This window comes from Chryseobacterium sp. CFS15 (assembly GCF_031118795.1).
In the GTDB taxonomy this organism is placed as follows: Bacteria; Bacteroidota; Bacteroidia; order Flavobacteriales; family Weeksellaceae; genus Chryseobacterium; species Chryseobacterium indoltheticum.
In genome coordinates this window covers 533,908-556,090 of record NZ_JAVHYL010000002.1, presented here as the reverse complement: position 1 = coordinate 556,090, position 22,183 = coordinate 533,908, and the positions used below count along the sequence as shown (strand labels likewise).

Below are 22,183 nucleotides of genomic sequence, written 5' to 3'. Positions count from 1 at the left end.
ATAAAAAATATGAAAGTCACAACTGAGTTGTGGCTTTTTTGTTTAAGTCGAGAAAGACGTTTCCGAGTTCATTAATTACATCAGTGGGCTGCATTGCTTCTTTTGAATATTTTTCGGCAGCAAAATCAGCAGCTTTTCCGTGAAGCCAAACTCCTAAAACGGCAGCTTCTTCTTCAGAATATTTTTGGGCTAAAAGTGAAGTGATAATTCCGGTCAAGATATCTCCGCTTCCCCCTTTTGCCAAGCCTGAATTTCCGGTGATATTGTAGAAAACATTTCCCGAGGGTGTTATAACTTGCGTGTGATGATCTTTTAAAACAATATAAATCCCCAAGTCTTTTGCTTTTGTTTTGGCTAAATCTAATCTATCAAATGAGTTCTCCGTTGTACCGAACAGTCTTTCAAATTCTTTCGGATGCGGCGTAATAATTGATTTTTTGGGAATCAATTTCATGTAATTCTTGTCTTTAGAAATAATATTTAACGCATCAGCATCCAAAATTAAAGGAGATTGATGATTTTCAAGAAATTCTACCAATGCTTTTTCCGTTTCTTTTTCCGTTCCGAGACCGGGGCCCATTCCGTAGACCGTATTTTCCTGTTCTTCAATTTGATTAATATTTTTTTCGCCACCATTCATAAACATTGCTTCAGGAGCATTTGTCTGTAGTATTTCGTAACCACAATTGGGAGCGAGGACAAACGTCAGACCTGAACCGGCTTTTAAAGCAGATTTCGTAGCCAACATTACAGCTCCTATTTTCCCGTAACTTCCGCCTACAATAATTGATTTACCATAAGTACCTTTATGGGCAAAATCTTGTCTAATTTTAAAAATATTTTTAATGACTTCATCATCAATTACAAAATCATTACTTGAAGTATTTTCAATAAATTCCTGAGATAAATTGATATCTAAAACAACCACTTTTCCTGTAAAACTTCCGGTTTCCGGATGAAGGAAAGCCTTTTTCCAAAACTGGAAAGTCAACGTGTAATCTGCTTTGAATATCGTTGCATTTTCATTATTGATTTGATCGGCAAACATTCCCGATGGAATATCAATTGATATTTTGGGATTAACTTTTGAATTTAAAATTTCAATCACTTTTTTGAAAATCCCTTCCGGGTTTCTTGATAATCCAGTTCCGAAAAGAGCATCGATAATAATTGTTTTCTCATCAAAATTGTATCTTTCGATCTCATGAAAATCTTTCAGCGAAATTCCTGAAATATCTTTTAATTTTTTATAATTTACTAAAGCATCATCAGAAAACTTAAGATGATCCTTATTAATAAAAACGTCTATATCAAAACCTTTCAGATACAACATTCTTGCAATGGCAAAACCGTCACCGCCATTATTTCCGTTTCCGCAAAATACGGCAAACTTTGTATGATTTTTACAGTTTAAATAAATCCATTCAGCACAATTCAGAGCAGCTCTCTCCATTAACTGAACAGATGAAACCGGCTCATTCTTAATCGTATATTGATCAGCCAATCTGATATTTTCAACAGTAAAAACTTTCATATGGATCTTTTTTTCTAAGTGTAATTATATATTATAATGATTAAAGCAAAAAAAATACCCAAAAAATATTTAAAAATTATTATATTTAAATGATACTTTTGTGTAAAACAACTAAAAATATAAATTATGGGATTTGCTAAAGAATTTAAAGATTTTGCATTCAAAGGGAATGTTGTAGATCTTGCTGTCGGTGTTATTATCGGAGCAGCTTTCAGTGCGATTGTAAAATCATTTGTAGACGATATTATTACACCATTGCTTCTAAACCCTGCTTTAGAAAAAGCGAATGTGAAAAATATAGCCGAACTTTCCTGGAACGGGGTGAAATATGGTAATTTTCTATCATCCGTAATTAGTTTCCTAATTGTAGCTTTTGTTTTATTCATGCTTATTAAAGTAATCAGCAGGCTCAACAGAAAAGAAGAAGTGCCTGCAGCTCCTGCCGGACCAACTGAAGACCAAAAATTATTAATGGAAATCAGAGATTTGTTAAAAACAAAAAATAATATATAAAATAAAAAAATGCCGCAAAATCTCTGCGGCATTTTTGTTTATTATTAAAGATTCAAAATTAATGAATCTGCAAAATACTTGAGATCTGTTCTGCTAAAGACAGCCCGATTCTATCCTGAGCTTCCAAAGTTGAAGCACCTGTATGCGGAGTTACAGAAATTTTAGAATGCGTAATAATTTCTTTTGAAGGAGTCGGCTCATTAATGAAAACATCTAGACCTGCAAACCTTACTTTACCTGAATCCAGCGCTTCAATTAAAGCAGTTTCATCAATCACACCACCTCTTGAGCAGTTAACGATGGCAACACCGTCTTTCATCATTTCAAACTCAGATTTACCAATCATGTAGCCGTCTTTCTGAGCCGGAACGTGAAGCGTAATAAAATCTGAATGTTTTAAAACCTGTTCCAAAGGTTCAGTTTCTATATCAACATTGATGAACTGATTGTTGTAGAAAGTTACTTTAATACTCGCTTTTCCTACCATATTATCAGCAGCGATCACTCTCATTCCCAAACCTAAAGCGATTTTGGCAACTTCCTGACCGATTCTCCCCATTCCTACAATTCCGATGGTTTTTCCTTTTAATTCAATCCCTGCAGCATACGCTTTTTTAAGCGATGCAAATTCGGTATCACCAACCAAAGGCATTTTTCTGTTTGAATCCTGCAAAAATCTTGCTCCTGAAAACAAATGCGCAAAAACCAATTCAGCAACCGATTCTGAGGAAGCAGAAGGCGTATTGATCACATGAATTCCTTTTTCTCTTGCATAATCTACATCAATATTATCCATCCCAACTCCACCTCTTCCGATGATTTCCAGTGACGGACAATTGTCGATAATATCTTTTCTCACCTGCGTCGCACTTCTTACCAATACAGTACGGATCTTGTGCTCGTTAATGTAATCTAAAAGAAGCTCCTGAGGAACTTTTTTTGTAATTACTTCAAAGCCTTTCTCGGTTAATGCATCAACTCCTGATTGATCTAAACCGTCGTTTGCTAAAACTTTCATACCTAATAATCTATTTAAAAATGTAAAAAGATTTAAAAATTAAAAGAATTTCTGGTTTTTCACCTTTCGTTTAATCTTTAAATCCTTTCTATGATTTAATCTTCTTTAAAAACTTCTATTGTAACCTGCTTTTCAACCAAATCGGTAAATTTGCCTTTGTATCTTGTAGCTCTTACGAGGTGATTATCTATCCAGTGATAATTTCCGCCTCTTGGTTTACCACACAAAACACTGTGATATTTGAAGCCGTGCTTGTCTAACCAATCTATCGTAATCTGTTTTAAATTTTCAGTTCTTGAAGTAAAAAAACAAATCTGGTGTCCTTCGTCATACCATTTATTCACAGTTGCCAAAGCATCAGGAAAAGGCTCGCACGTTACCATTCTTTCGGGTTCTTCGTTGGGAACATCTTCTGTAATTGTTCCGTCTATATCGATAAGATAATTTTTAATTCCATCTTTCAGAATCGGACTGATATGCTCAATATAATCTAGCTCCATCGTTCAAAATTTTAAAGCGCAAAGTTACACTTTATCATTCAAACAGTTATATTAATCTTAGTTTATGTTAAAATTTTAACACAAAAACAAGTTTAAAAATAATAAAAATTAACCTTTCATTGCATTTTTCATAAATAATGCGAATGTTTTTCACTTCCGCAAAAGCCAATATTTCATAAATAATTAAAAAAAATAAAAATTTATTTTACAAAATCACGTTTTAAACTTAAATTTGTAGGAATGGAAGAATTGGTCGTATTAGTAAATCCCGAGGATGAAGTATTAGGTTTAATGGAAAAACAGCAGGCTCATATTAATGGTTTGCTCCATCGTGCTTTTTCCGTTTTTTTATTTAATGAAAACGGTGAAATGCTTTTGCAGAAACGTGCTGCCAACAAATATCATTCTCCGCAACAATGGACCAATGCCGTTTGTTCTCATCCAAGAATTGAAGAAACGTATCTTGAAGGTGCAAAAAGAAGGCTGAAAGAAGAACTGGGAATTGATGCCGGGCTTTCAGAAAAATTTCATTTTATTTATAAAGCAGACGTTGGAGGCGGACTTTGGGAGCACGAGCTCGATCATGTTTTTAGCGGAACTTACAATTCAGATTTTAGTCTGAATACTGATGAAGTGGAAGAAGTGCGCTATATTTCACCGGAAGATTTAGATAAAGAAATTTCGGAACATCCCGAGCAATTTACAGAATGGTTTAAAATTATTCTGGAAGAATATAAACATCATTTTTAAACACAATTATGAAAAAATCTATTTTAATTACGGCACTTCTGATAAGTGTCTACTCATTTTCCCAAGATCTGGTCAAAGAACGTTACGAAAGCGAAAACTATTCGATTTCTATGCCCGATACCTGGAAGGCAACCGATGATGAAGGCATTGTAAATATCTTTCCCACCAATGAGATTGGCGCAATTACCATCTCAGAATATCACAATCTGGATCTGCCAAAAACAGATGTTAAAAAATTTATTCTTGCCTTATACAATTCTCCCGATGAAGAGAAAAAAGTAAAAAATACAGGCAGTAAAAAAGGATATTCTGAATATCAGTATGAATATTTTGATGAGAAAGAAAAGCTTTTCTGGGTGACAAAATTATATCAGAAAGACAAAGACATCTTCCTTGTGAGCATCAATTGCCAGCAAAAACACTGGAACGGAAATTATATGAAAGTTTTCAACGAAGCTTTTGAAAGTTTTAAAATTAAAAAATAGAAATAAATCTACCTATGAAAAAAACAGCATTGTACGACAAACACGTTTCTTTGGGAGCGAAAATAGTACCTTTTGCAGGATTTGAAATGCCTGTACAATATTCCGGAGTAACGGAAGAACACTTTGCAGTAAGAGAAAAAGCAGGAATATTTGACGTATCTCATATGGGACAGTTTTTCGTTGAAGGAGCTGGTGCAAAAGATCTTTTGCAGTTTGTGACGACCAACAATGTAGATGTTTTAGAAAACGGAAAAGCTCAATACTCTTGTCTTCCAAACGAAAACGGAGGAATTGTAGACGATCTTATCGTTTACAAAATGGAAGATGAAAAATATTTTGTAGTTGTAAATGCTTCAAATATAGATAAAGACTGGGATCATATCTCAAAATACAACAGTTTCGGCGCGAAATTAACCAATGCTTCAGACGAAATGTCTCTATTGGCAATTCAGGGACCAAAAGCAACTGAAATTCTTCAGAAATTAACAGAAACTAATCTTTCTGAAATCCCTTATTATAACTTCACTGTAGGAACCGTTGCCGGAGTAAGCGATGTGATCATTTCAAATACAGGTTACACAGGAAGCGGTGGTTTTGAAATTTATTTCAACAACGAATCTGCAGAAAAACTTTGGGATGCTATTATTGAAGCCGGAGCAGAAGAAGGCATTATTCCTTGTGGATTGGCTGCAAGAGACACTTTAAGATTAGAAAAAGGATTCTGCCTTTACGGAATGGATATCGACGACACAACGTCTCCTATTGAAGCCGGATTGGGATGGATTACCAAGTTTGATAAAGACTTTGTTTCTAAAGATATTTTCGCAAAACAAAAAGAAGAAGGTGTTACCAGAAAATTGGTTGGTTTCGAATTGACAGACAAAGGCGTTCCGAGACATGATTATCCTGTGGTAGACGCAGAAGGAAATGTAATCGGGAAAGTAACTTCAGGAACTCAGTCACCGATGAAAAAAATCGGTTTGGGAATCGCTTATGTTGATAAACCGCATTTCAAATTGGGAACTGAAATCTTTATTCAGGTAAGAAATAAAAATATTCCGGCGAAAGTGGTAAAAATGCCATTCGTATAATTAGAAATATTTTAAAATATAAAACCGCAGATTCAGTCTGCGGTTTTTTTGTTATGATAAGCTTCGTTATAAAACAATTTTTTAGGAGCTATTTCCCGCTTTACATTGCAATCTTTTTTTTGCAAAAAAGGATTTCCATTGCAATCGGGGCTAGGATTTTTGTCTTTTTTTTAGCGTTTGTCACTAAAACAAAAAATTACTCGTAAAAAAAATTAAAGGTTGCTTCGTCGCTCCTCGCAATGACAAAACAATTAATCAGCTCTGAAGAATGCCTTCAAGGCATCTACGTTCTTTTTATCACTTCCGATAAAAATCTCTTTATCTGTAACAAAAACCGGACGCTTAAGGAATGTATAATGATCTAAAATAAGCTCTTTGTAATCACTTTCTTGTAAAGTTTTAGGATCTAGCTCTCTTAATTTAATTTGAGTAGATTTTTTACTGAACAATTCTTCGTACGAATTAGTTATACTGTACATTTGTTCCAGCTCTTCTATGGTAATCGGTTGTTTTTTTATTTCTCTTAGCTCCCAATCTGAAAGATTAAAGTTTGCCAAAATCTTCCTGCATGTATCGCATGTATTGAGATAAAATACTTTTTTCATAATATAATTACATATTTTTTTAATGTTAAATGAAATGCCACCTTTATTTCAGAACCAATTATTGATGAAATATGGCCGTTTCACTGATAAAAATTTAATCTTCAAAAGTAAGGCTAAATATAAAATTTTGAAAATTATTAAATACCTTTATTAAAATTAAAAAAAAATGGATAACAAACCTGTTACTTTTCAATTTATTTCTGAACCTTCAGATGTTAATTATGGTGGAAATGTACATGGCGGAAGTGTAATGAAATGGATAGATCAGGCCGGATACGCTTGTGCAACAACCTGGAGCGGAAATTATTCTGTAACGGTATATGTAGGCGGAATTCGTTTTTATGAACCTATTAAGATCGGTGAAATAGTAAAAGTAGAAGCGCAGGTAATCTATACGGGCTCTTCGAGCATGCATATTTCGATCAACGTTTTTTCGAGAAACCTAAAACAACCTACTTTTGACAAGAAAACACATTGCATCATTGTATTTGTAGCCGTTGACGAAAACGGAAAGAAACTTCCTGTTCCCAAATGGGTTCCTGAAACTGAAGAAGAAAAACAACAGGAGAAATATGCCAAAAGGCTGATGGACTTGAGAGCCCAAATTGAAAATGAAATGAAACCTTTTTTATAAGAATTATTTAAAGTAAAAACCCCTTCCAAAGATGTGGAAGGGGTTTAATATTTTAGTCTTTGCAATTATACACTTGCGGGCATCCCATGTATTGCGTGCAATATAAAGGACCCGTAACGGCTCCCGTACAACTGCATCCACAAAGAGATAAATCCGGAGTTCCTACTTTACCTATTCCTCCGACAATGTCTTTAAGGTCAGACTTTTTAAGTTTTTTCGCGTTTTTCAGAATGTTGTTTGTCATGTGATTTGATTTTAATTATTAATATAGTTTGAATATCGAATTTACTATTATTTATAAATATAACGCAAACAAACAATAAATATTATCCAAATTTCTACACATAATTAAAGACAAGCCGAACTAATTCATAATAATTTTTAAACCGGCTGAGACTTAAATAAAAAAACCTTCCATTAACTAGAAGGTTTTATGCATATTTTTATTTTTAAATCTACCTTAAAACTAAAGAAGATCTATTTTTTATTTTTAATATACGTCTTTGCAAGTGTATACTTGAGGACAGCCGATATACTGTACGCAATAGTAAGGACCTGTAACCGCTCCCGAGCAATCGCATCCACAAAGAGACAGATCCGGGTTTCCGCTAACTCCTCCGATGATGTCTTTAAGATCGGACTTTTTTAATTTTTTCGCATTTTTTAAAATGTTTGCCATGTGATTTGTTTTTTAATTAATATAGTTTGAATATCAAATTTAAATATTATTTATCAACTCACAACCAAAAAATCAAAAATATTATCAAAGTTTTAAATATTATCAGAATTAGACTATAATAATGTATACGGTAATTTAATGTGGATTAAAATTAAAATTAAAAAAACCTTTCAAATACTTGAAAGGTTTTATACATATTCTTGTTTTAAACTTTAATTATCTTGCGATATTTACAGTTCTGGTTTCTCTGATTACCGTAACTTTTACCTGTCCGGGATACGTTAATTCATTCTGAATTTTCTCAGAAATATCATAAGAAAGCTGAGAAGACATTTCGTCGTTTATTCTACTACTTTCTACCATTACTCTCAATTCTCTACCTGCCTGAATTGCGTACGCTGAAGAAACACCTTCAAAACTCAATGCTGCAGCTTCAAGATCTTTAAGTCTTTGGATATAAGATTCCAAAACCTGTCTTCTTGCTCCTGGTCTTGCCCCTGAAATCGCATCGGCAACCTGAATGATCGGAGATAATAGAGACGTCATTTCCACTTCGTCATGGTGAGCACCGATCGCATTGATCACTTCTGCGTTTTCACCATATTTCTCTGCCCATTGCATTCCTAAAAGTGCATGTGGAAGTTCAGATTCCTGCTCAGGAACCTTTCCGATATCGTGTAAAAGACCTGCTCTTTTGGCTAATTTTACGTTTAATCCTAATTCAGCAGCCATTGTCGCAGCAATATTGGCAACTTCTCTTGAGTGCTGTAAAAGGTTTTGCCCATAAGAAGAACGGTATTTCATTCTACCAACGATTTTTACCAATTCCGGATGTAAACCGTGAATTCCCAAATCAATGATCGTTCTTTTACCAACTTCTATAATTTCTTCTTCGATTTGCTTTCTTGTTTTTTCTACAACTTCTTCAATTCTTGCCGGGTGAATTCTACCGTCAGTAACCAATCTGTGAAGCGATAGTCTTGCAATCTCTCTTCTTACCGGATCAAAACATGAAAGAAGAATAGCTTCCGGAGTATCATCAACAATGATCTCAACACCGGTAACTGCTTCCAAAGCACGGATATTTCTACCTTCTCTACCGATAATTCTACCTTTTACTTCATCAGATTCAATATTAAATACCGAAACCGAATTTTCAATCGCCTGCTCCGTTCCAATTCTCTGAATGGTCTGAATAACGATTTTTCTCGCTTCACTTTTAGCATTCAACTGAGCTTCTTCCATAATGCTCTGCACGTGTGCCTGAGCTCTGGTTTTTGCTTCAGCTCTCATGGTTTCTACCAATTCGGCTTTCGCTTCTTCTGCAGTATAGTTTGAAATTTTCTCAAGCATTTCAACTTTCTTGGCAGTTGCCTGCTCTAGATCGCTTTGCTTTTTCTCTAAAATTTCGTTTTTCTTAGCATAATCAGCAATCTGTCTGTCAAGATCTTTTTCTAATTTCCCTGCTTTGCTAAGTTCGTCATTCAGCTTATTTTCTTTGTCTTTCGTTCTTTTTTCAGCGTCCTGCATTTTCTTTTCGCGAGCCTGAATATCTGCATCGTGCTGTGACTTTAGTTCCAAGAATTTTTCTTTAGCCTGAAGATTCTTTTCTTTTTTTATGGATTCAGCTTGTACATTAGCTTTTTCTATTAAATTATCTGCATTTTTTTGTGCATCGTCTATAATAAATTTTGCCTTGGTATTGAGAGAGCTTTTTGAGAAAAACATCCCTGCTACTGCACCGATTACTAAGCAAATTACGCCTATAATAATAGCGGTTGTTGTCATATATATTGAGTTTTAATTGTCTTGTTAATTTAAAATAAAAAACCCACAGTAATTCAGTGATTTAGAGTAAACTCCGGATCTCCACGATTTGATCTGATTTCTTCTCTCTGTAATCTGCGTAAAGCAGCACGCCATTGAAAAGACTTTCGACCGTTAATTGTTTAGTGTTGAGTTTACCTTAATGTGTTAGAATTACTGTAGGCAGTTTTTTCCGGAAAAAGTTTCTATTTTCCTATATCACCCAGCGACTGATTAATATTCACTAATCTTTCGTTGGTTGATTTTATATTTTTTTCATGATTCAGAGCAACTACTTCTGCATTGGTTCCCAATTTCAGGGCACACATTGCCAAAGCATCTTGTTTATCTCTTACATCAAAATTTTGTTCAAAATCTTTAATCATATTTTCAATCTGCTTCCCCACTTTGCGCAAAGTTTCTTCTTCTGCTGCGGGTACATTTAGCGGATATACTCTTCCTGCAATGTTGATGGTTATTCTCCTTACCTCCATTATAATCCACTGTTTTGAAGCTGTGCAATACAAAAGTCTACTTCTTTTACCAATCTGTTGATATGGTTTTTCATGAGTCTGTTGTGTTCAGGATTTCCTGATATTGCTGAATACAATTTTATATTTTTCTGTTCTTCTGCCAATACCTGATTTTTTTTTCTTTCCTCATCATATTTCGTCTTCAGCTCAGCATGCTCTTTATTTAATTCTAAATATTTTTCAGATATATTTTGATGGCTTTTTTGGAGGCTCAAAATCTTTTTCTCTAATTCTGAAAAATTATTTTCTAATTCTTGAAGCATTTCAGGTTTATAAATTTTCTAACTATTAGCAAAAATAGGAAAATATTAGTACCGACAAAAATAATAGTCTCTATATTTTGACAAAAATAAAAAAGGAGATGCCAGGCACCTCCTCTTTATATTAATTTTTTATTATATTATTCAAATTTCAAAACAAACATTACTGCTCTTGTCTGTAATGTAGAAACTGCTGCAGACCAATATGGAGGCGTTGTAGCATTATCTGCAACCATTTCGTTATTCATAAAGAATGTACCTCTGATTGCCGGAGTTAATTTAAATTTATTAAAATAGAATTGAATTCCCATTTCTGCAGACCACGCAAAATTGTGTGTTGTAGATCTGAAAACCTGTTGCATGTTATCATCCTGAGAATCTGAGTTTGACTGTAAATTAACAATATAATTCACACCAGCCGAAACATACGGTCTCGAGTTGTACCATCTTTCACCGTGTAACTCCAACATTACAGGGATATCGACCAAAGTAGATTTAATATCTCTCACTCGGTCTTTTTCTGTTAAAGCAATCGGAGCAAAAGGAGGATTCGTCAAACTTCCATCCTGATACCTTGAATTAGTATCTGTATTAAAAATCAATTGTCTTTGAGCAAACTGCAAACCTGGCTCTAATCTTACGTCTAAATAATCATTAAGTCTGAACTTGGCAATAAGACCGGCTCCGAAGCTCGTGCTTTCTTTTGAAGATACTAGATTATAATTTTCATACATTCCATATCTTGGGTTGAGCACAATTCTATAATCCAGTAAATTACCATTCAGATAAAACCCCCAACTGACTTTTTTCTGGTCAAAGTCTTCCAACCTGTCCATCCTGTTACGGGTTCTAAATTGAGCATTTGCAACCGTTGCAATGCTTACTGAGGCTAAAACCAGAGCTTTTAATAGAAATTTATTCATAGGTTATTTTGTTGCTTTATAAATTGTGGCTATACCTAAACTTAATTTTTTGTATTCTACTTTTTTAAATCCTGTATCTAAAAGAATTTGTCTCATCTTTTCTCCAAATGGAAATGCATTTACAGAATCGGGAAGATAAGTGTACGCCCTATTATCTTTAGAAACCAGTCTGCCGATTGCCGGCAATATATTTCTGAAATAAAACATATAAAATGGTCCTAAAAAACCCTCTACCTTTGAAAACTCCAGAATATAAACACTTTTATTTTCTTTAACCACTCTTCTCAGCTCTGCCAAACCTTTAGTAAGATTCTCAAAATTTCTCACTCCAAAAGCAACGGAAACTGCATCAAATCTATTGTCCTCGTAAGGTAAATTTTCTGCATCGCCCTTTTGCATGGAAATTTTGCCGTCTAAATTAAGTTTTTTTATTTTAACAATGCCAACATTTAACATTTGTTGCGATAAATCTAATCCCACCACTTTTGCACCGGTTCCTTTTTCTACCGCAATAGCTAAATCTCCTGTTCCTGTGGCAACATCCAATGTTTCTTTTGGGCTGTCGTTATTCATCCATTTTACCAATTTGTTTCTCCAAAGCACATCTATTTTCATAGAAAGTACATGGTTTAATAAATCGTATTTGGGCGCAATGTTGTCGAACATATCCTCTACCTGACTCTTTTTGCTAGATTCAGAATTGTAGGGTGTTACTTGGTTGATATCTTTTGTCAAAACTTAAAACTTATAGTATTCTTTATAATAATTCAGATAATCCTCCTTGCGGAAAATCTTTGTACGGGATTCTACTTTCTGAATATTTTTGATCATCTGATCATAATCTTCATCTACATTATAATAAAAATCTTCTGTATATAATTTATTAAAACGTTTGGCCCCCCCATAATATTGTTTCCCGTCGATCATTGTTTTATCCAATGCCAAAAGTAATGAATCTTTTTTAAGATTGTACCCATAATATTGCTCATTGATGTAATAATCTTTATGGGCAATATTTAAAAGACCACGAATTTTATTAACCTCAAAAGCAGAGTCATAAAGCATTTTCTTATTCTGATCAAAAACCTTGATAGAATTTTTCCCTTTCTGCAAATCTACCTGCACAAACTGACCTGCCGAAATAATACCTTCAGAGCCGTTATTGATTTTAAAATAATATGTATTGGGAGTAGGATTATCTACGAGATAATAATTTTTCTTTGCCAAAAAGAAGTTGTACACAGCGAAAGCACCGATAAATACCACAACAGCAATAATTAAACCTTTTAAAGATGGATTGTTTTTCATAGATTGGCTGAAACAATTTTTGCAAATTTAATAATATTTTTAATTCTTTCTTATTAATATTAATTATTAACTTTGCATCTTTAAAAAATTACATAAGCGAATGCCAAATACGATCATTATTGGTTCCGGATCTTATCTTCCGAATAGAGTAATTGGAAGGGATTTTTTCTTAGATTCAGAATTTTATACAGAAGACGGTATAAAGATTGACAAGCCTGCTGAAGAAACTATTGCAAAATTTGTAGAAATTACAGAGATAGAAAACAGGAGATTTATAGATGAAGATCTTTCAAATTCACAAATCGGTTTTGAGGCTGCAAAGCTTGCTATTGCAGATGCAAATGTAGATCAGGAGGAGCTTGATTATATTATTTACGCCAGTAATTTTGGCGAAGTTACCGTAAATGGTTACGCTGATTTTATGCCGACAATGGCAGCAAGAGTAAAAAATAAATTGGGTATCAAAAACAGAAAATGCGTTACGTATGATATGCTTTTCGGTTGCCCGGGCTGGGTAGAAGCCATGATTTTATCAGATAACTTAATTAAAGCTAAAGTTGCCAAAACAATCCTTGTAATCGGTGCTGAAACTTTGAGCAGAGTGACCGATCCTCACGATAGAAACAGAATGATTTTTGCTGACGGAGCGGGAGCTGTAGTAGTAAAAGCTACTGACGAAGAAAATGTTGGGATTATTGCCCATAATACGATTTGCGATAATGGCATTGAGCTTAATTATCTTGCAAACGGCCCTTCAATTAATAAAGAAGCAGATCAAAAACGTCTATATGTAAGAATGTTGGGAAGAAAAATTTATGAGTACGCTCTAAAAAATGTTCCTGCAGCTATTAAAGAAACTATTGACGACGCCGGCTTATCTATTGAAGATATCGACAAAATACTTATACATCAGGCAAACGCAAAGATGGATTATGCGATGATTGAAAGACTTCATAAGCTTTACGACATCAAAGATTACGATCACGCGATATCTCCAATGACGATTCAGGAGTTCGGAAATTCTTCCGTGGCAACAATTCCTACCATGTTTGATTTAATAATTAAAGGAAAAATGAATGGTCATTCGTTTAAAGATAAAGGTAACATTGTGATGACATCGGTAGGTGCCGGAATGAACATTAATGCTATCGTTTATAAATTTCCCTAAGAATATTAATTAAAAATATAAAAAGCACAGGAAATTTATTTTTTGTGCTTTTTTTTACCTTATTATGCAGAAAAACTTCTTATTCATTGCCGCAATCTTCTTGTTTCTAGAAGTTTATATTTTTCAGGCAATAAGAACCTTAACAGATAATTTCTGGATAAGACTCGGCTATGTTATTTTATCTTTGGCTATTTACAGCGTTCTTGCATACGAAATAACTCATTTTCAAAGAAGTGACAGAAGTACGGTAAGAGCACAAATATCGATCTCTTTATTTTTAGTTTTTATTTTACCTAAAGTCTTTATTGTTCTGTTTTTATTGGTTGACGATATCTTCAGAACAGGAGGTTATTTGGTAGGACTTACCACTAAACCTGCCGAAAACTTTTTCCCCGAAAGGCGCAAGTTTCTAAGCTTAATCGGATTAGGATTGGGAGGTGTGCTTTCTGCACTTTTCATAGACGGAATTACTTTTGGAAAATACCGTCATACCGTGAGAAGAGTAAAAGTGAAATTTGCCAACCTTCCCAAAAGTTTTAAAGGATATAAAATCATTCAGATTTCAGATGTTCACAGCGGAAGTTTTTCTGACCCAGGCAAATTGCAGCACGCCATTGATTTAATTAATGAGCAAAATCCGGACTTAGTTTTATTTACCGGAGATATGGTGAATAATGTTGCCGATGAATTCAAACCTTTTATTCCTTTATTTTCTAAAATAAAAGCTAAAGACGGAAAATTTGCAGTCTTAGGAAATCATGATTATGGCGATTATGTAAAATGGAATTCTAAGGATGAACAAAAGAAAAATCTTGAAACCTTAATTGATTATCAAAGACAAGCCGGATTTGATATGCTTCGTAATGAAAACCGAATCATTGAAAAAGATGGTGAAAAAATCTACATTTTAGGTGTCGAAAACTGGGGATTAAAGCCATTTCCACAATATGGAGACATTGACAAAGCATTGGAAAACGTACCGCAAGACGCTACAAAAATATTAATGAGCCACGACCCTACTCATTTTGATTACGTAGTGAAAAAACATCCTAAAGACATTCATTTGACGCTTTCAGGTCACACGCACGGAATGCAGTTTGGTTTAGATTTGAAAAATATAAAATGGTCTCCTGTACAATACCGTTATCCGAAATGGGCAGATTTGTACGAAAGTGAAGGTAAAATGCTTTATGTGAATCGTGGTTTCGGAGTTTTAGGTTATCCAGGAAGAGTTGGGGTGTTGCCGGAAATTACTCTTTTTGAATTAGGTTAAAAAAGTTCAATATTTTTAGTTTAAAGTTTTAACCAAGCCCTAAAACCTAATTCCTTCAACCTATCTAAAAAATATAATCCTTCATTCTTGAAGTCGCCAATTCCTTTTCATTAATCCAAGAAAGAAAAGCTTCGAGCTTATCCTCCATCTTTTTTCCTAAATAAAAACTTCGGTAAACCGGAACTTTAAACTGATATTTTTTGATATCGGTAAACTGCCACGATTCTAGATAGACCAAAACAAAATCATCATTTTTCAAGGTTTCAAAAACCATATTCTGATAATACTGCATCGGCAAGATCTGAAAAACAAAGTCATTATAAGGCAATTGACTGTACGGAGAAATACTTTCCGGAACAACACTCAGTCCGTTGTCTTCGATAATTTCAGAGGTTCTTTTTAAACGCTTAAAAGGAAACAGAATATCTGCGTGATCAATATTTGAGATATAATTAAAACCGATTAATTTTAATTCTTCCAAAGAAAACTGGTTGTCTTTTTGGCGAATTCCTTTGATCTGTTTTTCAAGAAATTCCTGAGTCGATTTTTTTACCTGATCGATTTTTTCAAGGCTCGAATCTTTATTATAAAAAGCAATTTCGTGCCCTTGAGCAGAAATTGCTTTTAGTAAATTCTGAAGTTTTTCTGCAAAAGAAATCTCTACAAAAAAACTCGCTTTTATATCGTGAAGATCTAAAATCCTTAGAATTGCTTTGGTATTACTTTCGGTAATTTTCAATCTTTCTTCATCAGAAATAGTGATGCTGTTTTTAGTTTCAGCCTCAAAATTTACGATGTTAAAAGTGAGCAATATCATTCAGTATAATTTTAGATGAAAGTAATCATTAATAAAGGGATAAACTAATTTAATCAAAATTGTTTCCCCGACCCTAAAGGGAGTAATTTTGAGTAAATTTTCAAGACATTTTTTCGCCCTTTAGGATTGGGGAAAAGAAAAATGCCTTGAAAATTTATTTTGAATAGTTTTTAAACAAACTTAATTATAACTGATTGAAGGTAACCAAGATTAATTTTTATTCAGTTTTACTTTTAAATTCTTGATCATATCTTTTGACATCTCAGAAATTCCGAAATCGTAAGATAATCCCCAATCTTTTTTCGCTACAGAATCATCAATTGAAGCAGGCCAGGAATCTGCAATTGCCTGTCTGAAATCTGGTTTGTAATCAATCTCAAATTCAGGAATTTCCTTCTTAATTTCAGCTGCCAATTCTTTCGGAGTGAAAGACATTCCACCTAAATTATAAGAAGAACGAACCGTAAGGCTTTCTTTTGGGGCATCCATTAACTGTAAAGTTGCATTGATCGCATCATCCATATACAACATCGGCATTCCTGTATTTTCAGAAATAAAACTTATATATTTTCCTTCTTCAATTGCTTCGTAGAAAATCTCAACCGCATAATCGGTAGTTCCTCCACCTGCAGGAGTTTTCCAGGAAATTAAACCGGGATAACGAATACTTCTTACGTCTACTCCATATTTATCAAAATAATATTCGCACCATTTTTCACCTGCCATTTTAGAAATACCATACACTGTTGTAGGGTTTAAAACTACATCCTGACCAACGTTTTCTTTTGGAATTCCTTTCCCGAAAACAGCGATAGAACTTGGCCAGAAAATCTTTTTAAGTAAACCTTCTTTCGCCAGCTCACAAAACTGAAGAAGTGGCTCCAGATTTAGTTTCCATGCAAAAATAGGCTGCTTTTCTGATGTTCCCGACAAAAGAGAAGCCAGATGATATACTGTTGTAATTTCGTAATCTTTGATAACTTGTTTTACCAATTGCGTGTTGGTAACATCCATCCTTTCATAATGCCCGGCTGAAGTAATATCTTTCTGATATCTGTCTAGACCCGAAGCAACCACATTATCAGCACCATGTATTTCTACCAATCTATTCGTAAGCTCAGTTCCGATTTGCCCTAAAGCACCTGTAATCAATATTTTTTCCGTATAAGACTCCATTTTACTTTTTATTATTATGATAAAAGCAAAAATAGAAATTTTAGACCCTATTTTAAAACAAAATTGTAAATTCGATTACAATTTTTACAAATGAAAAAAATTATCATTTCATTCATTTTGCTTTCTTACTCGCTTTCAGCACAGTACACTGATATTAATATTGTAAAAGAAGTTAAGGTAAAAAATAAAGGAGTTGTAGTTTCTGCGCATCCTTTAGCAAGTGAAGCTGGGGCAAAAATGCTTAAAATGGGCGGAAATGCTTATGATGCAGTGGTCGCTACACAATACGCTTTGGCTGTTGTTTATCCTCAAGCCGGAAATATTGGCGGTGGCGGTTTTTTGGTGGGTGTAAAAAATAACGGAGAAAAATTTACGCTCGATTACCGTGAAACGGCTCCTAAAAACGCTTCCAAAAATATGTATCTCAATAAAAACGGAAAAGCCAATACTGATTTGTCTCAAAACGGAAGATTAGCGGTTGGAATTCCTGGAAGTGTGGCGGGATTTTTTGCAACTTTAAAGCATTGCAATCTTCCGATGGAAAAACTGATTCAGCCGGCAGTAGATTTGGCTGAAAAAGGTTTTGCAATTACCGAACAGGAAGCCAAATTATTAAATTCCCATAAAGAATATTTTCAAAAATATAATAAAACTTCCAATGCATTTGTAAAAAACGAGGTTTGGAAATCAGGGGATATTCTGATGCAGAAAGAATTGGCAGAAACATTAAAATTGATTCAAAAATCAGGATTAAAAGGGTTTTATGAAGGGAAAACTGCCGAACTTCTGGTTTCAGAAATGAAAAAAGAAAAAGGAATCATTACTTTAGAAGACCTGAAAAACTATAAAGTTGCTGAAAGAAAAGCACTTGAATTTGATTACAAAGGGAACAATGTTATTTCGATGCCTTTACCATCAAGCGGCGGAATTCTTTTGGCGCAGATGCTAAAGATGTCGGGTTATGAAAATCTAGAAAATTATCAGCAAAATTCTACGCAAGCGGTTCAGATTATGGTGGAAGCAGAAAGGAGAGCCTTTGCAGACAGAGCCGAATATATGGGAGATCCCGATTTTATTCAGGATAAAACAGCCTATTTAATTTCTGACGATTATTTGAAAAACAGATGGAAAAGTTTTAGTTTTAGTGAAGCTACGCCAAGTTCAGAAGTTGGAAAAGTCATTAATCTAACTAAAGAATCTACGGAAACCACACATATTTCAGTGATTGATAAAGACGGAAATGCAGCTGCTGTTACCACAACTTTAAATGGTTTGTATGGAAGTAAAGTTGTTGTTTCTGGAGCTGGTTTTTTCCTAAATAATGAAATGGATGATTTCTCGATAAAACCAGGTGTTCCCAATATGTTTGGTGCAGTTGGCGGTGAAGCAAACGCAATTCAGCCTAATAAAAGAATGCTTTCCTCGATGACACCAACCATTGTTTTGAAAAAAGGAAAACCTTTTATGATTGTAGGAACTCCGGGCGGAACAACCATCCCTACTTCTGTTTATCAGTCTATTGTGAATGTAATTGATTTTAAACTGAATACCAATATGACCGTTAATTCTCCAAAATTCCATCATCAATGGCTTCCTGAAACAGTATCTTTTGAAAAGAATTTTCCTGAAACAACGATTAAAGATTTAGAAAAATTAGGTTATAAAGCTGAAAGAGTGAATCAGTTGGGAAGAACGGAAATGATTTTAATAGATGATAATGGAAATATTCATGCTGTTGCAGATGGTCGTGGTGATGATTCTGTTGCAATAGAATAAATTTTATTTGAGGTTCGAGATTCAAGGTTAAGATTGTAGATTTGGGGAATTACGTGACAATTTAATTGAAGCTTTTAAATTGAATTAAACTTTTCACCAAATTAAATTAAAGTTTGTTTCAAATTTTCCTATTTTTCGTTCTTAAAAAAGTAAATCCATCTCTTTTGAAAGCAAAAAAATTCTACCAGCAACTCTATTTCCAGGTAATTATTGCCATTACTCTGGGAATTCTTTTAGGAAATTTCTACCCGGAATTGGGCGAAAAAATGAAACCTTTAGGCGACGGTTTCATCAAATTGGTAAAAATGATTATTGCTCCTGTAATTTTCATTACGCTTACTTTAGGAATCGCCCACATGACAGACCTGAAAAAAGTAGGACGAATTGCCATAAAAGCAATGCTCTATTTTTTCACGTTTTCAACATTAGCGCTAATTATCGGTTTAGTTGTAGGAAATATCATTCAGCCCGGAGCAGGTTTAAACATCGATCCTGCAAGTTTATCGGGAGACGTTTCTCAATATCAGCAAAAAGCACACGACACCACGCTCACCGGATTTATTATGAATATTATCCCGGAAACATTATTCAGTCCTTTGGTTGGAGACAACATTCTTCAGGTACTTTTGGTGGCTATTTTAATGGGAATTGCTTTGGTTTTAACGAAAGAAAAAAGTGGAAAAGTAACTGAGTTTTTACAGGTTCTGGCTGCTCCTGTTTTCAAAATCGTTCATATGCTGATGAAATTAGCGCCAATCGGAGCTTTTGGAGCAATGGCTTTTACGATTGGAAAATATGGTTTAGGATCTGTTTTAAATTTAATTTTTCTTGTAGGAACTTTCTACATCACTTCTATCCTATTTGTCGTTTTGGTCTTGGGAGCAGTTGCATGGTACAATGGTTTTAATATTTTTAAACTGATGTATTATCTGAAAGAAGAACTTTTACTGGTTTTAGGAACAAGTTCGTCAGAGTCTGCCCTTCCCGGAATAATGGAAAAGATGGAGAAAGCCGGCTGTTCCAAAGCAATTGTAGGCTTGGTGATTCCCACCGGATATTCTTTTAATCTTGATGGCACCAATATTTATATGACTCTCGCCTCGTTATTTATCGCACAGGCCTTAAACATTGATCTTTCCATTGAAAAACAATTGATGCTTCTTTTGGTCGCAATGCTAAGCTCGAAAGGTGCTGCAGGAGTTACAGGAGCCGGTTTTGTTACTTTAGCAGCAACTTTGGCCGTGGTTCCTGAAATTCCGATTGCGGGAATGACTTTAATTTTAGGAATTGATAAATTTATGAGTGAATGCCGTGCTTTGACCAACGTCATCGGAAACTCTGTAGCGACCGTAGTTGTAGCCAACTGGGAAAAACAATTGGATAAGGAACAGCTTCAATATTGCCTTGCCAATCCTAATGAAATTGAGAAAAAACTGGAGGTTTAGACGTTTTTTATGATTATAGCCATAAAAATTTCAATTTCTAAGTATTTACTTTGTAACAGATCATTATCATAATGATAACTTTTTCATCATTTGTGTTTTAGCCTTCTTTACGGAAGGCTTTTATTTTTACAATGAATTATATTAAAATATTCAGGCTTGAAGGCTGAACTTTCACGTGAATCGGAGATTTTATTTTATTAAATTCCCCATCAAGATGCCAGTTTTTTGTATTTACTTTAAATTCGATTTCTGAAACCGGAAGATAAGTGATATAATCATCCTCTTTCAATTTTTTAGTAAACATTCTGAAAGCAAAAAGTGGTGAATAAGTCAACGGAAATTTTTTCACCAAAACCATATCAACCAAACCATCACTCTTACTCGCCATCGGTGCAATGTATGCGTTGTTACCAAACTGACGCGTATTTGCAATATTAATCATCAAATACTTCCCGTTATATTGTTTATAATTTTCGTCAAAAAATTTAAGCTTTATCGGTTTATAATTAAAAAAAGTCTTCAAAGAAACTTTAATGTAATTCTTAAATCCACGGTTCGTTTTTTCAAATTCTTTCACAACTTTTCCGTCAAAACCAGTTCCTGAAACATTGATCGAAAGCCTGTCGTTTACGGTGAAAGTATCTATTTTTCGAGATTTTTTAGCCTTTAATTTATTTAATAATTCATCTAAATTTTTGCTGAATTGCGTTTCATTAGAAAAACCATTTCCAGAGCCTGCCGGAAAAATAGCAAGCACTTTTTCGGTGCCGATAAGCTTTTTGGCAACTGTAGAAATAGTTCCGTCGCCTCCGATAGCCACAAAAAAATCAACATCATCAAAATGACTTTCGATAAAATCATCAGTTCCCAAAATAGACTCAGAAATGTAGTACAAAGGGTTTTGCACTTTACTTTTTAGTTCATTCAAAAAGGGCTGATAATTTTTTTTTGCCGAAAAAGGATTAATAATAAAGGCAACTTTTTCCATGGTCACAAAAGTAAAAAATGCTTCCTGATTTGGAAGCATTAATATTAGTTAATTTTCATTCTCTTTTTAAATTCCGGATTAATGGTTCCGTCTAGCTCTTTCCAAGAGACGGGAATTACAATATCTCCGGCTGCAAAAGCTGCAATTTCGTACGGACTGTAATGGAAATAGAGGTTTACATTATCAAAATAAAAAGCTTGGTTTGCAGGAATTACATCTACCAAAAGCATATCTGAATTTTTCACCGGACCATCAGAATCAGTCGTTCCGCTCGGCAGTTTATCAAGATTTTTCATTAAAAGTTCTTCAAGTCTTGCTTTGGGCATTGTGGTGATATCTTTTAGATCTAATTTTTTATTGTTTTTCAAATCAAAAACTTTTGCACCGAAAGAATAATTACTGTGCGCTCCGCCCTGATAAGAAGTATGTAAATATTCAATCTGAAGAAAATCATCATTTTGAGAAATCAGCTTCATAAACGAGCCGGCTTCCCAGGTTTGTGGATTTTGTATATCTGAAATCCATTCTTTACTATCTTCTTTTACTGATGCGTAAAATTCGGTTTTATCTTTGTCTAAAAAGCTCTGTAATCCTTGTTTTGAGTAATCGGTAATCCCTTTTTTATCATAATAAATACTGTCTAAAAGAGCTTTATCTTTTAAAGTTGGGAAAATTAATACTTTTGATGCGTAATTCACAGAAAGCTTGTCATTAATCCTCATAGAATCATTTACTTTAAGAGAATCTACGGTAAATTTTTCAAGACTTTTATTTTCTGTTTTTACATTCACTGTTTCTGATTCTGTCTTTTTGCAGGCGGCTAAAAGAAAAGCGCCGGAGAGTAACATTATTGCAAATTTATTTTTCATAATAGTTTATTTTTCGACTAGAATGCAAAAAC

At 34.1% G+C, this 22,183-nt stretch carries 25 protein-coding genes; 9 read left to right on the top strand and 16 right to left on the bottom strand.

The window, feature by feature from the left end:
- Nucleotides 1–16: 16 nt before the first annotated feature.
- Complete coding sequence (locus OH814_RS05115) at nt 17–1,534, bottom strand: NAD(P)H-hydrate dehydratase (RefSeq protein WP_308827369.1); 1,518 nt, start codon at nt 1,532–1,534, stop codon at nt 17–19.
- 126 nt (nt 1,535–1,660) lie between these two features.
- Here OH814_RS05115 and mscL point away from each other — a divergent pair, with 126 nt between their 5' ends.
- Entirely contained in the window at nt 1,661–2,047 is a 387-nt protein-coding gene (gene mscL / locus OH814_RS05110; RefSeq protein ID WP_308827368.1) for a large conductance mechanosensitive channel protein MscL, read from the top strand.
- Nucleotides 2,048–2,105: 58 nt separating this feature from the next.
- Here the strand turns inward: mscL and OH814_RS05105 are convergent, their stop codons facing one another.
- Nucleotides 2,106–3,065, bottom strand: coding sequence for a D-2-hydroxyacid dehydrogenase (locus OH814_RS05105; RefSeq protein ID WP_308827367.1), 960 nt, complete (start codon nt 3,063–3,065; stop codon nt 2,106–2,108).
- Between the two features lie 95 nt (nt 3,066–3,160).
- Nucleotides 3,161–3,565, bottom strand: coding sequence for a phosphoheptose isomerase (locus tag OH814_RS05100; RefSeq protein ID WP_076559648.1), 405 nt, complete (start codon nt 3,563–3,565; stop codon nt 3,161–3,163).
- 240 nt (nt 3,566–3,805) lie between these two features.
- Here OH814_RS05100 and idi point away from each other — a divergent pair, with 240 nt between their 5' ends.
- From idi to gcvT, 3 genes are read left to right on the top strand one after another with little or no spacing between them, the layout of a single operon-like run.
- Complete coding sequence (gene idi / locus OH814_RS05095; RefSeq protein ID WP_115621997.1) at nt 3,806–4,315, top strand: isopentenyl-diphosphate Delta-isomerase; 510 nt, start codon at nt 3,806–3,808, stop codon at nt 4,313–4,315.
- A gap of 8 nt (nt 4,316–4,323) precedes the next feature.
- Nucleotides 4,324–4,800 (top strand): hypothetical protein, encoded by a 477-nt coding sequence (locus OH814_RS05090; RefSeq protein ID WP_308827366.1) that lies wholly within the window; start codon nt 4,324–4,326, stop codon nt 4,798–4,800.
- 14 nt (nt 4,801–4,814) lie between these two features.
- A complete protein-coding gene (gcvT, locus tag OH814_RS05085; RefSeq protein ID WP_308827365.1) occupies nt 4,815–5,891 on the top strand; it encodes a glycine cleavage system aminomethyltransferase GcvT in 1,077 nt (358 codons plus the stop codon).
- 251 nt (nt 5,892–6,142) lie between these two features.
- Here the strand turns inward: gcvT and OH814_RS05080 are convergent, their stop codons facing one another.
- A complete protein-coding gene (locus OH814_RS05080; protein ID WP_115621994.1) occupies nt 6,143–6,496 on the bottom strand; it encodes an arsenate reductase family protein in 354 nt (117 codons plus the stop codon).
- Between the two features lie 166 nt (nt 6,497–6,662).
- Between OH814_RS05080 and OH814_RS05075 the strand changes: the two genes are divergently transcribed.
- Nucleotides 6,663–7,130 carry an acyl-CoA thioesterase gene (locus OH814_RS05075; protein ID WP_076559639.1) on the top strand — a complete coding sequence of 156 codons (468 nt, stop codon included), beginning with the start codon at nt 6,663–6,665 and terminating at the stop codon, nt 7,128–7,130.
- 52 nt (nt 7,131–7,182) lie between these two features.
- Here OH814_RS05075 and OH814_RS05070 read toward each other — a convergent pair whose 3' ends face one another.
- The 8 genes from OH814_RS05070 to OH814_RS05035 all read right to left on the bottom strand — a co-directional run bounded on the left by OH814_RS05070 (nt 7,183) and on the right by OH814_RS05035 (nt 12,639).
- Nucleotides 7,183–7,374 (bottom strand): hypothetical protein, encoded by a 192-nt coding sequence (locus OH814_RS05070; RefSeq protein ID WP_115621993.1) that lies wholly within the window; start codon nt 7,372–7,374, stop codon nt 7,183–7,185.
- Nucleotides 7,375–7,620: 246 nt separating this feature from the next.
- Nucleotides 7,621–7,809, bottom strand: coding sequence for a hypothetical protein (locus OH814_RS05065; protein ID WP_308827364.1), 189 nt, complete (start codon nt 7,807–7,809; stop codon nt 7,621–7,623).
- A 216-nt stretch (nt 7,810–8,025) separates the two neighbouring features.
- Nucleotides 8,026–9,597: a ribonuclease Y gene (gene rny, locus OH814_RS05060; RefSeq protein WP_076559633.1), complete on the bottom strand. Its 1,572-nt coding sequence runs from the start codon at nt 9,595–9,597 to the stop codon at nt 8,026–8,028.
- A gap of 224 nt (nt 9,598–9,821) precedes the next feature.
- Complete coding sequence (locus tag OH814_RS05055; protein WP_076559631.1) at nt 9,822–10,109, bottom strand: cell division protein ZapA; 288 nt, start codon at nt 10,107–10,109, stop codon at nt 9,822–9,824.
- Nucleotides 10,109–10,411 carry a hypothetical protein gene (locus OH814_RS05050; protein ID WP_076559629.1) on the bottom strand — a complete coding sequence of 101 codons (303 nt, stop codon included), beginning with the start codon at nt 10,409–10,411 and terminating at the stop codon, nt 10,109–10,111. The genes OH814_RS05055 and OH814_RS05050 overlap by 1 nt, the downstream gene beginning before the upstream one ends.
- 137 nt (nt 10,412–10,548) lie before the next feature.
- The gene (locus tag OH814_RS05045) at nt 10,549–11,331 is read right to left on the bottom strand and encodes a porin family protein (RefSeq protein WP_115621992.1); all 783 of its coding nucleotides are present in this window, start codon (nt 11,329–11,331) and stop codon (nt 10,549–10,551) included.
- A 3-nt stretch (nt 11,332–11,334) separates the two neighbouring features.
- Nucleotides 11,335–12,066, bottom strand: coding sequence for a bifunctional demethylmenaquinone methyltransferase/2-methoxy-6-polyprenyl-1,4-benzoquinol methylase UbiE (gene ubiE / locus OH814_RS05040; protein ID WP_308827363.1), 732 nt, complete (start codon nt 12,064–12,066; stop codon nt 11,335–11,337).
- 3 nt (nt 12,067–12,069) lie between these two features.
- Nucleotides 12,070–12,639, bottom strand: a complete 570-nt coding sequence (locus OH814_RS05035) for a hypothetical protein (RefSeq protein WP_076559623.1) — start codon at nt 12,637–12,639, stop codon at nt 12,070–12,072.
- Between the two features lie 100 nt (nt 12,640–12,739).
- Here OH814_RS05035 and OH814_RS05030 point away from each other — a divergent pair, with 100 nt between their 5' ends.
- A complete protein-coding gene (locus OH814_RS05030; protein ID WP_123884770.1) occupies nt 12,740–13,807 on the top strand; it encodes a 3-oxoacyl-ACP synthase III family protein in 1,068 nt (355 codons plus the stop codon).
- A gap of 64 nt (nt 13,808–13,871) precedes the next feature.
- The gene (locus tag OH814_RS05025) at nt 13,872–15,080 is read left to right on the top strand and encodes a metallophosphoesterase (RefSeq protein WP_279195548.1); all 1,209 of its coding nucleotides are present in this window, start codon (nt 13,872–13,874) and stop codon (nt 15,078–15,080) included.
- Between the two features lie 64 nt (nt 15,081–15,144).
- Here OH814_RS05025 and OH814_RS05020 read toward each other — a convergent pair whose 3' ends face one another.
- Complete coding sequence (locus tag OH814_RS05020) at nt 15,145–15,897, bottom strand: polysaccharide deacetylase family protein (RefSeq protein WP_308827362.1); 753 nt, start codon at nt 15,895–15,897, stop codon at nt 15,145–15,147.
- Nucleotides 15,898–16,107: 210 nt separating this feature from the next.
- Nucleotides 16,108–17,073: an NAD-dependent epimerase/dehydratase family protein gene (locus OH814_RS05015; protein WP_308827361.1), complete on the bottom strand. Its 966-nt coding sequence runs from the start codon at nt 17,071–17,073 to the stop codon at nt 16,108–16,110.
- A gap of 90 nt (nt 17,074–17,163) precedes the next feature.
- Between OH814_RS05015 and ggt the strand changes: the two genes are divergently transcribed.
- Nucleotides 17,164–18,849: a gamma-glutamyltransferase gene (gene ggt, locus OH814_RS05010; RefSeq protein ID WP_308827360.1), complete on the top strand. Its 1,686-nt coding sequence runs from the start codon at nt 17,164–17,166 to the stop codon at nt 18,847–18,849.
- 164 nt (nt 18,850–19,013) lie between these two features.
- Nucleotides 19,014–20,294 carry a dicarboxylate/amino acid:cation symporter gene (locus tag OH814_RS05005; protein ID WP_201133900.1) on the top strand — a complete coding sequence of 427 codons (1,281 nt, stop codon included), beginning with the start codon at nt 19,014–19,016 and terminating at the stop codon, nt 20,292–20,294.
- Between the two features lie 136 nt (nt 20,295–20,430).
- On the opposite strand, the gene OH814_RS05000 is transcribed toward OH814_RS05005, so the two are convergent.
- Both OH814_RS05000 and OH814_RS04995 read right to left on the bottom strand, forming a co-directional pair.
- Complete coding sequence (locus tag OH814_RS05000) at nt 20,431–21,282, bottom strand: diacylglycerol kinase family protein (protein ID WP_076560000.1); 852 nt, start codon at nt 21,280–21,282, stop codon at nt 20,431–20,433.
- A gap of 44 nt (nt 21,283–21,326) precedes the next feature.
- A complete protein-coding gene (locus OH814_RS04995; protein ID WP_308827359.1) occupies nt 21,327–22,151 on the bottom strand; it encodes an RsiV family protein in 825 nt (274 codons plus the stop codon).
- Nucleotides 22,152–22,183: the final 32 nt, after the last annotated feature.

Coding starts and splice junctions, on each gene's coding strand:
- OH814_RS05100 (WP_076559648.1), bottom strand. CDS start 3,565: ATGGAGCTAGATTATATTGAGCATATCAGTCCGATTCTGAAAGATGGA.
- OH814_RS05070 (WP_115621993.1), bottom strand. CDS start 7,374: ATGACAAACAACATTCTGAAAAACGCGAAAAAACTTAAAAAGTCTGAC.
- OH814_RS05015 (WP_308827361.1), bottom strand. CDS start 17,073: ATGGAGTCTTATACGGAAAAAATATTGATTACAGGTGCTTTAGGGCAA.
- OH814_RS05105 (WP_308827367.1), bottom strand. CDS start 3,065: ATGAAAGTTTTAGCAAACGACGGTTTAGATCAATCAGGAGTTGATGCA.
- OH814_RS05090 (WP_308827366.1), top strand. CDS start 4,324: ATGAAAAAATCTATTTTAATTACGGCACTTCTGATAAGTGTCTACTCA.
- OH814_RS04995 (WP_308827359.1), bottom strand. CDS start 22,151: ATGAAAAATAAATTTGCAATAATGTTACTCTCCGGCGCTTTTCTTTTA.
- OH814_RS05020 (WP_308827362.1), bottom strand. CDS start 15,897: ATGATATTGCTCACTTTTAACATCGTAAATTTTGAGGCTGAAACTAAA.
- ggt (WP_308827360.1), top strand. CDS start 17,164: ATGAAAAAAATTATCATTTCATTCATTTTGCTTTCTTACTCGCTTTCA.
- OH814_RS05115 (WP_308827369.1), bottom strand. CDS start 1,534: ATGAAAGTTTTTACTGTTGAAAATATCAGATTGGCTGATCAATATACG.
- OH814_RS05030 (WP_123884770.1), top strand. CDS start 12,740: ATGCCAAATACGATCATTATTGGTTCCGGATCTTATCTTCCGAATAGA.
- OH814_RS05035 (WP_076559623.1), bottom strand. CDS start 12,639: ATGAAAAACAATCCATCTTTAAAAGGTTTAATTATTGCTGTTGTGGTA.
- mscL (WP_308827368.1), top strand. CDS start 1,661: ATGGGATTTGCTAAAGAATTTAAAGATTTTGCATTCAAAGGGAATGTT.
- OH814_RS05065 (WP_308827364.1), bottom strand. CDS start 7,809: ATGGCAAACATTTTAAAAAATGCGAAAAAATTAAAAAAGTCCGATCTT.
- rny (WP_076559633.1), bottom strand. CDS start 9,597: ATGACAACAACCGCTATTATTATAGGCGTAATTTGCTTAGTAATCGGT.
- OH814_RS05025 (WP_279195548.1), top strand. CDS start 13,872: ATGCAGAAAAACTTCTTATTCATTGCCGCAATCTTCTTGTTTCTAGAA.
- OH814_RS05080 (WP_115621994.1), bottom strand. CDS start 6,496: ATGAAAAAAGTATTTTATCTCAATACATGCGATACATGCAGGAAGATT.
- OH814_RS05075 (WP_076559639.1), top strand. CDS start 6,663: ATGGATAACAAACCTGTTACTTTTCAATTTATTTCTGAACCTTCAGAT.
- OH814_RS05045 (WP_115621992.1), bottom strand. CDS start 11,331: ATGAATAAATTTCTATTAAAAGCTCTGGTTTTAGCCTCAGTAAGCATT.
- OH814_RS05000 (WP_076560000.1), bottom strand. CDS start 21,282: ATGGAAAAAGTTGCCTTTATTATTAATCCTTTTTCGGCAAAAAAAAAT.
- OH814_RS05055 (WP_076559631.1), bottom strand. CDS start 10,109: ATGGAGGTAAGGAGAATAACCATCAACATTGCAGGAAGAGTATATCCG.
- OH814_RS05050 (WP_076559629.1), bottom strand. CDS start 10,411: ATGCTTCAAGAATTAGAAAATAATTTTTCAGAATTAGAGAAAAAGATT.
- gcvT (WP_308827365.1), top strand. CDS start 4,815: ATGAAAAAAACAGCATTGTACGACAAACACGTTTCTTTGGGAGCGAAA.
- idi (WP_115621997.1), top strand. CDS start 3,806: ATGGAAGAATTGGTCGTATTAGTAAATCCCGAGGATGAAGTATTAGGT.